The organism is Paenarthrobacter sp. TA1.8 (assembly GCF_048595705.1).
GTDB lineage: Bacteria > Actinomycetota > Actinomycetes > Actinomycetales > Micrococcaceae > Arthrobacter > Arthrobacter nitroguajacolicus.
In genome coordinates, this window is the sequence record NZ_CP184288.1 from 40,765 (window position 1) to 55,651 (window position 14,887).

Consider the following 14,887-nt stretch of genomic DNA (forward strand, 5'->3'; position numbering starts at 1 on the left):
TCTAGATGATGGCGGTCGAGAGGTCGTTAGGAGTGCCGAATCGGTGCGCTGTGATGGAGATTGCCTGTTCCTGCAGGAAGGTCAGCAGTTCGACCCGGCCGGCGGCAACGACGTTGTTGGCGTAGATGGCGATGTCGGGTTTGCCGTTGGCGGCTTCGGCTGTTTCGAGGGAGGGGCCACCGATCAGGCGGATGCGTACTCCCGATTCCTGTCCTGTCTTACTTGCGTAGAGCTTAACGCGGGAGGCCCACCCTGCGGAGTTCTCCACCACCGTAAGGACCCCGTGGCCCCTCAGAATTCTTGCAGCGGACTCGGGGAGCGGCTCGAGGGTACTGACCGTGAGGGCGTTGAGCTCGGGACGCCCGTTCCATGCTGTTATGCCTGCTGAGACGACGCGCAACAGCTCAGCCAACCCGTGTCCGGATGTTGCCTCCTCGTACCGGATCGTGACGGGTAGTGGACGGTAGCGGAAGATGTTGCGTTCGGCCCGGAGTCCTGAAGCGTCCCGGGCGACACCGAACTCCATGGTCCAGGTCTCTGCGTCCGACCTCAAAGCTGAATCGAGCCAGGCTACGTCATCGGCGGTGACGAATTGGGCACTGGCGAGGTCGGCAGCTGCTTCTATGAGTTGCCGTGCCGGGGCCGATAGCTCACCCTGTGGGGTCGCCTTGATGGCGGCGTCCTTCCATTCTCCGAGCCCTACTAGGTAGTTTGGTCCGCCGGCCTTCGTTCCAGCTCCTACCGCTGATTTCTTCCACCCGCCGAAGGGCTGGCGCCGCACGATCGCACCGGTGATGCCACGGTTGATGTAGAGGTTTCCTGCCTGTATGTTGTCCAGCCAGTACCTCAGCTCCTTGGGGTTCAGGGAGTGCAGCCCGGATGTGAGGCCGTAGTCGATATCATTGACGATACTGACGGCTTCTTCCAGGGTGGCGGCGGTCATGACGCCAAGGATGGGTCCGAAGTATTCGGTCTTGTGGTATTCGCTACCGCGCTTAACGCCTGCCCGGACGCCGGGACTCCAGAGTTTCCCGCTGTCATCGAGTTTCTGCGGTTGAAGGACCCAATGCTCTCCCGGGCCCAGGGTGGTGAGTCCGCCGAGGAGCTTACCGTTGGCCGGTTCGATAACCGGTCCCATTTGGGTTTGGGGGTCAGCTGGGTAGCCGACTTTCAGGGACCGGGCTGCGTCAATCAACTGTTGGTTGAAGCGGCGAGACGTTGCGACCGAGCCGACGAGGATGACCAGCGAGGCTGCCGAGCATTTCTGCCCGGCGTGCCCGAACGCGGACTGCACGACATCTCGAGCAGCGAGGTCCAGATCCGCGCTGGGGGTGACGATGATGGCGTTTTTGCCGCTGGTCTCGGCGAGTAGAGGCAAATCCTTGCGGAAGGACCGGAACAGTTCGGCTGTTTCGTACCCGCCGGTGAGGATGAGCCGGTCCACTGAGGGGTGGGACACCAATGCAGTCCCGAGCTCGCGCTTGCCCAGCTGCACATATTGCAGGACCTCCCGGCCAATCCCTGCTTCGTCGAAGGCTTCCCAGAGGGCTTCGACCATGACGGCCCCGCTGCGGCGTGCCTGCCGGGCGGGCTTGATGATGACGGCGGAACCGGCCGCAAGGGCGGCAAGGACCGAACCGGCCGGGATGGCGACGGGGAAGTTCCATGGCGGAGTGACGACAGTGAGCTTCGAGGGGATGAACTCTGCACCGTCGACGTTGTCCAGTTCCTTGGCCAGTTCGGCGTAGTAGTGAGCGAAGTCGATCGCTTCAGAGACTTCCGGGTCGCCCTGGTCGAGCGTTTTGCCGCATTCTGAGGCCATGACTTCCAGCAGGTCTGCCCTGTGTGCTTCAAGGCGGACACCCGCCCGGTGGAGGACAGCAGCACGTTCGGCCCCGGTCATGGCACCCCAGGTTCTGCCATGAGCAACGGCCGTTTCGACGATCGCTTCAAGCTCTGCTTTGGTGTCCAGATCGAAGGCTTGAGCGGTTTCTTCACCGAGGACTGAGAACGGGACGCGGTTGAGAATGGCCCTGCCCCACGCACGGTTTGCTGGTAGGTCAGGGTCAGTGTCGGGGGTGTTGGCGAAACTCATCGTTGGACCGCCGTAACCGCTTCCTCCGGCTCCAAGGGCTGCCCTCGACATTGCCTCCGTCAAGGCTGCCTCGGTGTCAAAACTGGTCCGGTCCTGAACCCTGTTGGGTCCGGGAACCGTGTCGGTCAGTGCGGTCAGGGAGGCGAGGAATCGCTGCTTCTCGCGTTCGAACAGGGCTTCGTTCTTGTCCAGTTCGAAGACCGCAGACATGAAGTTTTCCTGGCTTGCGCCTTCTTCGAGGCGCCGGATCAGGTAGGCGATGGCGACGTCGAACTCGGACGGGTGCACGACGGGGGTGTAAAGCAGCAGGGATCCGACGTCGCGCTTGACTGCTTCAGCCTGTCCGGTTGCCATGCCGAGGAGCATTTCAAATTCGATGCCAGAGGTGATTCCGCGGGCCTTGCCCAGCAGGTGGGCGAGGGCGACGTCGAACAGGTTGTGCCCAGCGACACCGATCCGGACGTTTCGGATGCGTTCGGGTGTCAGGGAGTAGTCGATCACTGCTTTGTAGGAGGTGTCGGAGTCCTGCTTGGTGCCCCAGGTCGCCAGCGGCCAGCCGTGCAGGTCTGCATCCACCAGTTCCATCGGAAGGTTTGCCCCCTTGACAACGCGGACCTTGATCGGAGCGCCGCCGTTTGCGGTGCGGGCCGCTGCCCACTCCTGCAGCCTGATCATGGCGCCCAGCGCGTCGGGAAGGTAGGCCTGCAGGACGATGCCGGCTTCAAGAGTGCGGAACTCGGGCATCTCGAGCAGGCGGGTGAAGACCGCGATGGTCAGGTCGAGATCTTTGTATTCCTCCATGTCCAGGTTGATGAACTTCCGAGGAGAGGACGAAGCCGCGAGTTGGTACAGCGGGGCGAGCTTTTCCACGATATGGCCGACGGCTTCGTCAAAGGCCCAGTGATTGTGCGGGGCCACGGTGGAGGAGACCTTGATCGAGACGTAGTCGACGTCCGGGCGGGCCAGGAGCTTCCTGGTTCCCTCAAGCCTGCGGGAGGCTTCGCCCTCACCGAGAATGGCCTCACCGAGCAGGTTCACGTTCAGCTGGATGCCGTCCTTCTTGATCTTGGCAATAGATCGGCCGAGCTTGTCCTCGGTTGCATCCACGATCAGGTGGCTGACCATTTCGCGAAGGACCTTGCGGGCGACCGGGATCACCACACCTGGCACGACCGGTGCGACGGACCCGCCAAGGGCGACGGCGGACTTCATGTACCAGGGCAGGAAGGAGGGGACTTTCGGGGCCAGGAGCTTCAGGTTTTTCGCTGCGACGGCTTTGTCCTCCGGGCGGATCACGCCGTCCACGAAACCGACGGTAAAATCCAAGCCCTGGGGGTCCTTCAGAACGCCGGCCAACTGTGCAGCAGCTGCATCAATCGGAACCTTCGCCCCCTCAGCCAGCCACCGGCGAACCAATGCCACGGCCTCCTCGGCCAAATCACCAGGCTGAACCAGCCTGGCACCGATCCCGGCTGTATTAGTCATGGATGTACTCCTCAGAATTATTATTTGGCGCTCAGCGGGCAGATGTGTCCGGAATGATTTCTCAGTCGAGCGCGGAAAATAGTTTTTGTCGTTTGTGCCCATTTACCGTTTACACGGATTGCGGGCGTGGCACCGATTAATGTCCTTGTTGCGACGAAGAATGCCGAGGCTTGAACAACCACATGCGACGACGAAGTCCTCATGACGCCCCTGACTTGCAAAATCGGACGGGGCCAGGAGGTCAGGCGAACTCTGGGTGGCACCACCGGGTCGACGGTCGACTCCCGCTGTAACTAGGTCCGGCATCCCGGTTGGCCTTCAGGTTGCGAACCTACGTCGGAGCATCTGAAGACGGTCCCTATCATCGAGGGGATGGGGCAAGACCATAGCCCGGATGCCGAAATATCTAGCTTTCTACCTTCTCAGGCCAATCAGCTGCCGCTACGCCTGGTCGACTTTCAGCTGCAAGCTGTAGTGGTCCCAGGGAGAAGATTTGCCCGTCCTTTATGACGGTACGTGCCCTGTTTTCGTCCCATAAGACGGAGGGCTCGTGGAAGGGGTTCCCATCGAGCACTACTAAGTCCGCCCGGGTCCCTTCGCCGAGCCGTCCTAGGTCGTCTCGGCGAAGCAAGGAAGCATTTGTTGACGTTGCAGACTTCAGGGCGTCGTATACGCCGAGCACTTCGACCTGCAGCCGCAGTCCAGCCAGCTGCTCATTTTCGAGTTCGCCCATCAAATCTGTTCCGAATCCAATTCGAACCCCTGCCTTCCGAGCCAGCGTTACAGCATTCTTGCCGGCTGCCAGCACCTCCCGATTTTTTGCCGCCCCCACTTCAGTGAGTCCGACTTCTTTGCCCCGTCGCTCCATGGCGTCGTAGGTGACTAAGGTCGGGACTAGATAGACATTGTTGTCGGCCATAAATTGCGCAGTTTCCGCGTCCAGTAGATTTCCGTGTTCAATGCAAGTTACGCCGTTCATTACGGAATGACGGATTGCCTCGGGTGAATATGCGTGAGCCGTGGCGTAACTGCCTCGGCGCGCAGTTTCATCAGTCACAGCGCGGATCTCTGCCGCGCTGTACTGCGGGACCCTGATTGGATCTACAGGTGTGATGACCCCTCCGGAGGCCATGATCTTTATAGCGGAAGCGCCTGTACGGAACCGGTGTCTCACGGCGCGCACTAGGTTATCGGCGCCATCCACGACTTCGCACGTATGTCCTCCGTGGAAGCATGTTCCATCATTTGCCGCCCTTACGTCACCATGGCCGCCGGTCTGGCTTAAAGCCGGCCCCGTGAAGAAGTACCGGGGACCAGGGTGAAGACCCTCCTCGATGGCAGTGGCGAGGCCAATATCACCGCCGGCCACATCACGCACTGAGGTAAAGCCACGCTGGAGCGCGGCGCCCAGGCGCTTTGCCCCGGAGAGCGCGGAAAAGCTTAGTGGACCGGTCTCGTTCTTGGCCGTAGTCAAACTAATTGCGTAGGCATGAAAATGTGCATCGATGAGTCCCGGAATTATTGTTCGTCCGCCTGCGTCAAAGACCGTCCCGTCACTGTCTTCCACTGCCGGCCCTATAGCGGTAATCACTCCATCACGGATGCTTACAGAGCCATGAATCAGGTCAACGGATTCGCCGTCGAAGATTAGTGCATTCCGTATCGTCAGGTTTTGATAAGTCTTCATGTTCGCTCCCTTCTGTTTGTCCGCGGGTGACCCCACTATGGGGCCACCCGCGGTGGAACTAAATCGCGTTGGTCAAGGCTTCGAAGAGGCTGACGGACCGCCGTGCTATGTCCAGGGCGGTTTCAACGGACTTCTCGTCGTAGCTACCCTCTGGTGCTAGGAAATTCATGGAACCAACAGTTTGACCGTTGCTGACAACCGGAACATTGACGATCGACCCGCAGCCCAGCGACTCGATGAGAGCGGAGTCTGAGAAGCATGCCCGAACCGCTTCCTTGTCGGCGCCAAGAAAGGGCTGTTGGCCCGCTAGTACGGTTTTCTCCCAGATAGGGCTCATGTCGCCGACAAGCGTCTTCGTACCGCCCACCGGGTATTCATGCGGGTGCGTGGTGTAAACCCGGACCATGCTGTTACCGTCCCTGGAAACGGCAGAAGCGGTGAAGAGCGTGGCCCCGATCTGTGTTTGTGCTGTAAGGCGCACGTCGTCAAAGGATTCGAACTGAGAACTCATGGAGTCTTCTCTTTCCTGGGCATCTACCCCGTGGATGGGGTCAGTAGCCGTAGTGTGTCTTGGCAAAGTCCTCGGTGATGTAGCCGTTCAGTACGTCGTAGGCGATGTCTTCACGGGATCGATCGGCAACATCTCCGAAGCCACCGCCTCCTCCAACAGCGAGTCGGACAACGTCTCCTGCCTTCACCTTGTGGGCATTCGCCTTGAGCGTGCGGACTTCATCACTGCGTCCGGGATTGATGATGACTTCCGGCCCCTGAGCCTCCGACCCACCAAAGAGACCCCATGCCGGAGTCTTTGACCGTTCAAACCAGAGGCTCACAACGCAGTCGGACAAGAACTCGTACTCACGAATAACCCCATTACCGCCGCGGTACTGCCCCGGGCCGCCGGAATTGGGCCTGATGGAGTACTCATTGATGCGGAACGGGTATCGGGTTTCCAGCATTTCAATGGGCAGGTCCTTGAGGGAACCGTTTACGTTATTAATAAGGGCAGACTCCCCATCTGAACCCTGCCATGCGCCCCAGCCTCCCAGAGTGGCCTCCAGAGTGACAAAATTGCGACCGAATCGGGGGTCAAAGCCTGCAGTGGTGATGATCATTGAATCACCATGGCTGGCGCTGGCCACACGTTCAGGCACCGCTGGCGCCAAGGCCTTGGAGACGAGGTCGATCAGCAACCCCAGGTGGGAGAAGTACCACTGGCAAGGAGCAGGCGCGACAGCACCGAGCACCGAGCCGGACCGCACCTGGGTGGTCAAAGGACGGAATGATCCCCCGTTGGAGTTGGAGTCGGGGCTAACAATAATCTTATAGCCCACACGGAGCGCCGAGACTGCCTGAGCAGCGCCACAATTGACCGGGCCTGCAGCCTGGTCGGCCGATCCAGTCACATCGAAGTCGATTGTGTCGCCGGCCACAGTGACGCGAAGTTTGATCGGAATCGGGGTGTCCATGTTGATGCCGTCGTTATCTAGGAAGCCTTCGGCTTCATAGACTCCGTCCGGAATATTTTGAACTGTTGCGCGCTCGATTTCTTCCGTTTGCCGGAAGATCTCGTCGCGGGCTTCATTGAGTTGTCCCATTCCGTAGCGGTCCACCAGCTCCTTCATGCGGATGCTCCCCATCCTGAGGGCTGCGATCATGGCTTGCATGTCACCGATGGTTTGGTACGGGAAACGTACATTGGTACGGATGAGGTCTACAACAGAAGTTTCGACTCCAGCCTCAACGAGCTTGACAGGCCCCATCCTGAAGCCCTCCTGGAAGATATCCGTCGAGTCCATGGACCCGCCGACGTCCTTGGACCCCATGTCCATCCAGTGAGCACGCGTGGCCGCGAAACCGACCACAGCTCCATCCGCAAAGATCGGTGCGAAAAGAGTCACATCATTGAGGTGAGTGCCTCCAAGGTAGGAGTCATTAAGGATCCAGATATCACCCTCCTGCCAGACGGCGCGGCCGTAAAGCTCTTCCACCGTAATGGAGCAGGTCTCAAGATTGCCCAAGAACAACGGTAGGCCTGCAGATTGTCCAAGGACGCGATGTTCTGTATCCAAAAGGGCAACGACACAGTCCCCGCCCTCGTAAAGAATCGGTGAGTAAGCGGAGCGAATTAGCGTGGCGTTCATGTCTTCAGCAGCGCTGGTCAGCGCATTGCGGATGATTTCAACGGTCACCGGATCAAGGGTTTTGACTGCTGTGGTTGTCATCTTTTTACCTCAGTTCTCTTCGACGTCTTCAATGCGAATGATCAAGGAGCCGAACTCATCGACTTTGACGTTGAATCCTGGAGGAACCACGGTAGTGGCGGTTCCCTCCACGATGATGGCGGGTCCTTGGAAGGTGTGCCCCGCGCCAAGGTCGTCACGCCGGACCACGATGGTGTCGTGCTCGACTTGATCGAATACCACCTTGCGGATTTCATGCTTGAACTCGGCACTCGTGGCTGCCTCGTAGCGGGGAGCTTCTAGGTGGCCTAAGTCACCCGTGGCCTGAGTCCGCAAGGTGACAACTTCAATGGGAGCGCCAGGGCTGGAATGGCCGTAGCGTTCGTGGTACATCGCGGAAAAGCGGGCATTAAGATTTTCAATGAAACCTGGAGACTCCGGCTCGTGGACCGATGTCAGGGGAACATTCAGCGTGAACTCCTGCGACTGGTACCGAACATCAACGGATGCAGTGGTGGCGCGGTTCTCTTCCGACACTCCTTCGGAGATCAATGAGGACAGGCCTTCGCTTTCCATGGAGCGCAGAACGTTGGCCATGTCGGACAAGTCGATGTCTTCGTCCAGGGAGAAGTAGGGCTCCGAGAAGTCCTTTCGGATGTTGGTTTGAAGCATGCCCCATGCCGAGAAAGCACCAGGGAATCGAGGAACAACTGTCTCCGGTATGCCCAATTCCTTCGCGAGGAAGACCGCGTGCATCGGGCCCGCCCCTCCGAAAGCCACGAGGGCGAAGTCACGCGGTTCAATTCCACGGGAGATGGTGATTGTCCGAATAGCTTGCGCCATTTGTGAGTTGGCGACGTCGCAGATACCTTCCGCCATCGCAATTGGATCCAAGCCGAGTTGGTCACCGACTGTTTTCAGTGCCTGAATGGCGGCTTCCCGGTCCAAAGCGACCTGTCCGCCTGCGAACCAGTCAGGATCAACGCGGCCTAGCGCTAGATTCGCGTCAGTGACTGTGGGCTGTGTCCCTCCCCGGCCGTAGCAGGCAGGTCCTGGCGTGGCGCCGGCTGAATGCGGACCGACCCGCAAACCTCCTGCTTCGAGCCAAGCGATGGAGCCGCCACCTGCTCCAACGGTGTGGATGTTGACGACGCTCATTAGCATCGGAAGGCCTTCGAGATGCGCTTCCGTGGAAATGTCAGGTTTGCCATCAACAACTAGGGATACGTCGAAGGACGTCCCGCCCATGTCCACGCCGATCAGATTGCGGTTTCCGGAAATGGTAGCCAGTTCGACGTCGCCCATGGCGCCGCCCACCGGCCCGGAAAGCAAAGTTTGAAGGGGGCGCTTACGCGCAGATTCAGCGGTAAGCACACCGCCGGAGGACTGCATGATGTGCAGTGGTGCTTCCAGTCCCCGATCGGCAAGCTTCTCCTCCAGGTCCAAAAGGTAATTGCGAACCACTGGCCCGGTGTAAGCCTCAACAACGGCGGAGGAAGTCCGCTCGTACTCACGCCATTCCTTCGCTGCTTGGTGGGAGAGTGAGACGGTGAAATCTTCACCAAGCTCCTCAAGCAAAATTTCCTGCGCCCGAAGTTCGTGCGACGGGTTCTTGTAGCTGAACAGGAAAGCAACGGCAACTGCCCCATAGCCTTCCTCTGCTGCGCGCCGTGCTACTCGCCGAACCGCCACCTCATCAAGGGGAATGAGCTCATGGCCTTGACTATCCAACCTGCCGGCGACACCCGTTACGTCCTTACGCGGAATCAGGGGGAGAGGCTTGCGGTACTGTGCGTTGTAGAGTTCGAGACGGTGCCCACGGGCAATGTGATACGTGTCTTCAATACCCGCCGTCGTGAGGAGCAGGACAGGAACGCCACGGCGTTCGAGGAAGGCGTTCAAACCCTGCGTTGTCCCGTGCACAAGGAACTCAATGTGGGACAGGTCCTCGACTACCGACTCAAGTCCTGCGATGACGCCTTTACTCAGGTTTCCCGGCGTCGTGGACGCTTTTGTTGCCGCATAGGTCCCGGCGTGCTGATCGTAAGCCACAATGTCCGTGAAGGTTCCGCCGATGTCCATCGACACCCTGTAACTCGGCATCTAAATCTCCTAAAGTGCGTTGGTGTGTTGGTGGGAGATCACGCTACAGATCTCGCAATACCGCACCTTGGGCATTTTGCCTTTTCCGACAAGCGCTGATGTGCACATTGCATTAGCCGGCAACTGGTCTCCGAGTTACCCCCGTCACGTTGGGCTGCCCGGACAACTTCGAGCGCCGGAGACCAAGTCCACCCACTTGGCCACTTCAAAGAGGGCGGAGAGTTAGAAGCGAAGGGGCCTGAACAGCAGCGACAGCCGAAGCTTCCCGGCGAAAGTGCATTCCATGAAAAATGACAGGTCCAAGATGTGCTGGATGAACAGCCCCTTGCCCGCCTGGTTTGTAGTCTGAGATCAATTCCCGCCGCGAAGCGTTCCTAACAACTCGGCCGCCTTGTCCAAAGAAGGGCGGCAAGCTTCAGAGGATTGAAGGGGGATGGGTGTCTCTCAAGGTTGGACGCCGAAGGAATAGGAAGGAGAGTCCAATGAAGGCAATATCATCCGTCCGAGCGACGCAACCCGGCTACGGCCTCAAGGAATTGGTGTCCGCAGCGGGAATCCGCGCCCGAACTGGCTGGCGGGTTCCAAACAACGATGCAGCGATTCCAATACAAGTCCTCAGTGAGAGCTTGATGGCTCGGATGAAGAATCACCAGATCGAGTGGAACGAAGCCGTCCAGCCGGAGCCCGTCTCGGAGCTTGGTCCACCACTGTCGATTAGATGAGTAGACCGTGTTGAGACTGCAGCCAGTGCAACTGCTGAGCGGCTTGAAATCTGACTCGAACGGTGAGTGCTTCCCGCAGAAAGTTCCATCCATAAGCCAGCGCGGTCATCAACCCCGATCAATCGGCAAAGACTTGCACTTGGGAGAAACGTGCTTGGCATTGTAGGCCGCGACTCCGGATCGATATGTCGTCACCCGATCAGCTTCTCAGGAGCGTTTAGGGCGGCATCGGAGTCTTCAATGCGGGTGGAACCTAGGCGCAGGGAAAAGGTACCGAGGCTCGGCCCTTTAGTGCTGCTGATACCCGCCAGCGCTGCAATTGCAGCTAATCCTGTGAGACCAACCTCTAACTTTCGGATCCTCCCGTGCCAGCAAGCACGGTTCCGGGGGATGCCGGGTGATCGAACTCGGGGGGCGGGGTAGGCGCTCCCCGCCCCTATCAGGGGTGAAACTTAGGTCTCAACAACCAGAGCTTGACTCTTCCGCAGCGCTGCAGCCTCATTACAGAAAGAAAGCGTGACAAGTTTTAAAAATGTCATCGAGGCTCTGAACAGCCGAAACTCTAGTACCGTCCGCATCAAAAGTGCATTTTGATGAAATTTGGGCGTGAAAACCGCCAATGTGAACAGCGACCAACTGCCCATGTTTGTATTGTGAAGTCAGTCACTCACAGAAGTGTTGTAAGCGCAGCTGCTAGCACTTGCCTTGAACGCCAACTTTTCTAGCTCTCAACAGCAATCGGGACTCCTTATCCTGTCCATAACATCGGAGGCCAAGACATGTCTAATATTGACCCTCAACTATCAAAATCAGCGGGAACCGCCAGCCCCCCTGGCCGTATGGCCGTCGGACATGCCTTCCGCGACATGCCCTTCGGGTCCATCCACGTCAAAATCGGAGCTATCCTCTTCATCGCCTGGGCTATCGAAGCTTGGGAAATGCTTATCCTCACGTACGTTGCCGGTGATCTCGCAACCAGTCTCCAGATCGGCCCAACACAGGTAGGCATTGCCATCTCGGCACTCTTCCTAGGCATGATTCCTGGATCCCTCTTATGGGGACCGATCGCCGACCGCATCGGCAGAAAAGCCACGTGCGCCTGGAGCTTCGCTGGCTACGGCGTCATCACCCTCCTCAGCAGCTTCGCCCCCAATTTCGAGACGCTCACCGTAGCGCGCTTCCTCTCAGGCCTCGTATTCTCAGGCCTATTCACCATCACGTTCCCGTACTTCGAAGAATTGCTCCCCGTCAAAAGCCGCGGAAAAGCATCCGTCTATCTCGCCGCCGGATGGCCGATCGGCATCTTGGCCGCCCTCGGTACCAGCGCGCTGGTCGGAGGGCACGGCTGGCGCTGGGTTATCGCTGCCAGTGCCCTCGCAAGCCTTTGGGGCATCGTCCTGTACAAAGTTGTTCCGGAATCCCCATACTGGCTTGCCCGGAAAGGCCGGAACGAGGCCGCACACCAGGTGCTCCAACGGCTGGGAGCCCGAGGGATCTCACGAGACACCATCTTTACATCTGCTGAGGGCAAGACGGGATCCATCTGGAGTCTTTTCAAGGGCAAGCTTGGCATCATTACTGTTATTCAGATTTTGATTAACTTCACCTTCTCCTGGGGCTATTGGGGCCTTCAAACCTGGATGCCGACATTGCTCCAGGATCGCGGACTGAGCGCCTCGTCGAGTCTCTCTTTCATCGCCCTGAGTGCAGTCATGATGATACCCGGATACATCACCGCCTCGTACCTGACCGGACGCTTCGGCCGCAAGTGGATCTTCAATATCTACGTCCTGGCAGCTGGTGGCGGCGGTGCCTACTTCGCGACGGCCTCAACAGAGACCGAAATGTACATCGGGATGTTTGTTTTGGCCTTCTTTAGCCTGGGGGCCTGGGGTGTCTGGGACACTTGGATGGGGGAGTTGTACCCCTCCGCCACCCGAGGCTCGGGCTTCGGGCTTGGCATCTTCGGCCAGCGGGTTGCAAACACAATAGCGCCCAGCCTCGTCGGCTTCCTCTTGGCCTCCACTACGGGAGCCACGTCGACGATTCTTTTTATCAATATGTTCTTGTTTATAACCGTCATCCTCGGCCTATTCCTGCCGGAAACAGAAGGACGTGAACTGGAGTGACAACTACACTCGCGAACATGGATGCAGTCTCGGAGAGTACCCGCATCCTATGGATCAACCCCCTCTACACTGATGCCTACAACCGTCCGATGGCGGATTCCTTCCGCCAGATAGTCCGTCCCGGGACCGAAGTTGACGTCGTCTCCCTTGTCGGAGAGGGTCCCTCCCATGTCGAATACAACGCTTTCGAGGCACTCATGCTTCCGCAACTGCTGCGCACGGTGCGGTGGGCCGAAGAAGAAGGCTACGATGCCACCGTCATCGGTTGTTTTTACGACCCCGCGCTGCGGGCGGCACGCGAAATCACCGAGCGCATGGTGGTTGTAGGCCCGGCGCAATCGGCATTGAGCATTGCCGGCAGTTTGGGAGAACGGTTCTCCATCCTTGTCGGACGGAAGAAGTGGATTCCCGAAATGGCCGAGAACGTCCACCGTTGCGGCGCATCTGAACGAGTGGTCTCCTGGCGGGTGCTCGAGATGGGCGTCGACGACTTTCAACAGGACACGGCTGTGACGGAAGATCGGATCATGGGCGAAGCCCGCAGAGCGGTGGAGCAGGACGGCGCAGATGTGATCATACTCGGCTGCACGGCAGAGTTCGGTTTTTTCCAAAACGTTCAAGACGAGCTGGGCGTACCTGTGATAGACGCGACGGTAGCGCCTCTCAAGCACGCCGAACATCTCGTTGACTCAGTCCGTCGATTCGGGTGGGCTCATAGCAAGCGGGTGGGATATGACGGACCCTCGGTCGAGGAACGGCAACGCTATTTCCCTGCGCTTGAGCCAAAAAACATAGTTTCGGCGAAATCGGTACTCGCTTAATAGCTGCCATGCTCTTTCGGCTTATGCTGAAACGCCCGTGAGGCCCTTTACCTTGCCAAGGAAAACGTTGAGGTGAAGGGCCTCAGTGCTATTAGCAGGATAATAGCTGAGATAGATCGCAACGCGGCCACCTGAACATCGAAGCATGATGCTGATTGCCGCATTGGCGAAGGTGACCCTGCTAACAGGGATCACATAGATTCTTCCTTCTCAAGAAGACTCTGACTACCCGGCAGATCCTGCCAAGACCGCCGAAGGACGTTAAGGATCAGGTGAACGGAAAGCAACTCGGAGGGCATGTCGAGCGGGACACCGAGTTCCCTAGCGCGGTGGAGCCTTGCCTGAAGGGTGTTCCGATGTACGTTCAAAGACTTAGCAGCGAGGCTGACGGAGCCATGATGGTCAAGGAACGCTGCCACAGCCGCAATAATCACGTCCCTTTCGTCGCAGGCCATCAGTCGCGGCAGAGTCAATTCTGCTACAAGGGCGATAGCTTTAGCATCAACGAAGGTTGCGGCGGCCGATACTCCCAGCCTGGCAAAGCCCAGCACTTTGCCAGGCGAAGCGGCTGCAGCAGCCAACCGTGCCTCATGCACGATCAAAGGCAATGACGTGGGCTCCTCCCGCCACCGCGAGAGCCCCGCGGTCAGATTCAGCGCAAACAACGCTGCGCCAAGCCGTACCTCAATTCTATTTTCAAGCTGGTCCCCAACCTCAAGACGGCCAGCAGGAACGATGGCCAGCCAGCCGTCCTGGACCTCGGCAAGCGGACTGCGGACAGCTACTTTGCGCCAAAGCAGACGCAGGACTGCTGTTAACTCAGGCCCGCATCCCTCAGCCCGACGGCTGGAAAAAAAGACAGCAACATAGGGTTCGTCCAAACGCCATCCCAGTTCCGCCAGCAGTCGGCCCTGGGTTTCCAACAGCTCTGCTCCAGATGCAACAAAATCTTGCGCCAGAAAACCAAACGCGGCAGTGGGAACAGCCCTGTCAGCGCTAACCAGATCCTCGAACAGTAGGGCAGCCTTCACCGCGGGGACTGCCACCTCCAAAATCGAGCGCACCATCAGGGGATTGCTGCGGCCGGAACTAGGCATGTGCGCCATTAGTGCGAAGTTAAAGGAGGAGCTACTAGCGGTACCTACTTCCACGCTGATAACGTCCACTGCTGTACGTTGGGACGTTCCCGCCGACGCTACGACTATATCCCCGTATTCAAGTGAAATTCCGATTCCGTCTAGTTCGCGGGAAACCGTCTTAACAACTTCCCCAACGCTCGTTTCCTTTGCCACTGCCTGGGCAACCCTGGCCAGTTTGGCATCAACCACGGAAAGAGCAGCGCCGATCTCAGCCGAAAGTGCCAGGGCAAGGCCCGCCGGATCACCATGCGTAGCTAGTAGGGTGATATCCAACCGCTCTGCCAGCACGACTACACCACTTGCATAAGTGCTGCCCGCCACGATGACAGCGCTAGCACGCCGCTCCCACGCATGTCGAAGGGCCGCAGAAGCCAGCCATCCCCCTGCTCCCATTTCTGCGGATAAAACGACAACTGTATTGGGCCGCACTCGCTGGATATCCTCAAGCTGCGAAACGAGAACCACGCTCTCAATCAAGGCGCGGGCGCCAGTGAGATAGAGCGGCGTGGTGCCGCTCAATGAC

At 58.6% G+C, this 14,887-nt stretch carries 9 protein-coding genes; 3 read left to right on the top strand and 6 right to left on the bottom strand.

Annotated elements, in window-relative coordinates:
- Nucleotide 1: 1 nt before the first annotated feature.
- The 5 genes from ACNAOT_RS23110 to ACNAOT_RS23130 form a co-directional block, all read right to left on the bottom strand.
- Nucleotides 2-3,580 (bottom strand): proline dehydrogenase family protein, encoded by a 3,579-nt coding sequence (locus ACNAOT_RS23110; protein ID WP_193594604.1) that lies wholly within the window; start codon nucleotides 3,578-3,580, stop codon nucleotides 2-4.
- A 406-nt stretch (nucleotides 3,581-3,986) separates the two neighbouring features.
- Nucleotides 3,987-5,267: a metal-dependent hydrolase family protein gene (locus ACNAOT_RS23115; RefSeq protein ID WP_193594603.1), complete on the bottom strand. Its 1,281-nt coding sequence runs from the start codon at nucleotides 5,265-5,267 to the stop codon at nucleotides 3,987-3,989.
- A 58-nt stretch (nucleotides 5,268-5,325) separates the two neighbouring features.
- Complete coding sequence (locus ACNAOT_RS23120) at nucleotides 5,326-5,778, bottom strand: GAF domain-containing protein (protein WP_193594602.1); 453 nt, start codon at nucleotides 5,776-5,778, stop codon at nucleotides 5,326-5,328.
- A gap of 40 nt (nucleotides 5,779-5,818) precedes the next feature.
- Entirely contained in the window at nucleotides 5,819-7,492 is a 1,674-nt protein-coding gene (locus ACNAOT_RS23125) for a hydantoinase B/oxoprolinase family protein (protein WP_193594601.1), read from the bottom strand.
- A gap of 9 nt (nucleotides 7,493-7,501) precedes the next feature.
- Complete coding sequence (locus ACNAOT_RS23130) at nucleotides 7,502-9,553, bottom strand: hydantoinase/oxoprolinase family protein (RefSeq protein WP_193594600.1); 2,052 nt, start codon at nucleotides 9,551-9,553, stop codon at nucleotides 7,502-7,504.
- 482 nt (nucleotides 9,554-10,035) lie between these two features.
- Between ACNAOT_RS23130 and ACNAOT_RS23135 the strand changes: the two genes are divergently transcribed.
- The 3 genes from ACNAOT_RS23135 to ACNAOT_RS23145 all read left to right on the top strand — a co-directional run bounded on the left by ACNAOT_RS23135 (nucleotide 10,036) and on the right by ACNAOT_RS23145 (nucleotide 13,225).
- Nucleotides 10,036-10,275 carry a hypothetical protein gene (locus tag ACNAOT_RS23135; RefSeq protein ID WP_420181225.1) on the top strand — a complete coding sequence of 80 codons (240 nt, stop codon included), beginning with the start codon at nucleotides 10,036-10,038 and terminating at the stop codon, nucleotides 10,273-10,275.
- Nucleotides 10,276-11,114: 839 nt separating this feature from the next.
- Nucleotides 11,115-12,404 (top strand): MFS transporter, encoded by a 1,290-nt coding sequence (locus tag ACNAOT_RS23140; protein WP_420181226.1) that lies wholly within the window; start codon nucleotides 11,115-11,117, stop codon nucleotides 12,402-12,404.
- Complete coding sequence (locus ACNAOT_RS23145; protein ID WP_420181227.1) at nucleotides 12,401-13,225, top strand: aspartate/glutamate racemase family protein; 825 nt, start codon at nucleotides 12,401-12,403, stop codon at nucleotides 13,223-13,225. Before ACNAOT_RS23140 ends, ACNAOT_RS23145 begins: the two co-directional genes overlap by 4 nt.
- A 191-nt stretch (nucleotides 13,226-13,416) precedes the next feature.
- Here ACNAOT_RS23145 and ACNAOT_RS23150 read toward each other — a convergent pair whose 3' ends face one another.
- Nucleotides 13,417-14,883 carry a PucR family transcriptional regulator gene (locus ACNAOT_RS23150; protein WP_227471755.1) on the bottom strand — a complete coding sequence of 489 codons (1,467 nt, stop codon included), beginning with the start codon at nucleotides 14,881-14,883 and terminating at the stop codon, nucleotides 13,417-13,419.
- Nucleotides 14,884-14,887 lie beyond the last annotated feature (4 nt).

Bases quoted from the DNA above. Each gene is read 5' to 3' on its own strand.
- ACNAOT_RS23110 (WP_193594604.1), bottom strand. From the start codon at position 3,580: ATGACTAATACAGCCGGGATCGGTGCCAGGCTGGTTCAGCCTGGTGAT.
- ACNAOT_RS23115 (WP_193594603.1), bottom strand. From the start codon at position 5,267: ATGAAGACTTATCAAAACCTGACGATACGGAATGCACTAATCTTCGAC.
- ACNAOT_RS23120 (WP_193594602.1), bottom strand. From the start codon at position 5,778: ATGAGTTCTCAGTTCGAATCCTTTGACGACGTGCGCCTTACAGCACAA.
- ACNAOT_RS23125 (WP_193594601.1), bottom strand. From the start codon at position 7,492: ATGACAACCACAGCAGTCAAAACCCTTGATCCGGTGACCGTTGAAATC.
- ACNAOT_RS23130 (WP_193594600.1), bottom strand. From the start codon at position 9,553: ATGCCGAGTTACAGGGTGTCGATGGACATCGGCGGAACCTTCACGGAC.
- ACNAOT_RS23135 (WP_420181225.1), top strand. From the start codon at position 10,036: ATGAAGGCAATATCATCCGTCCGAGCGACGCAACCCGGCTACGGCCTC.
- ACNAOT_RS23140 (WP_420181226.1), top strand. From the start codon at position 11,115: ATGGCCGTCGGACATGCCTTCCGCGACATGCCCTTCGGGTCCATCCAC.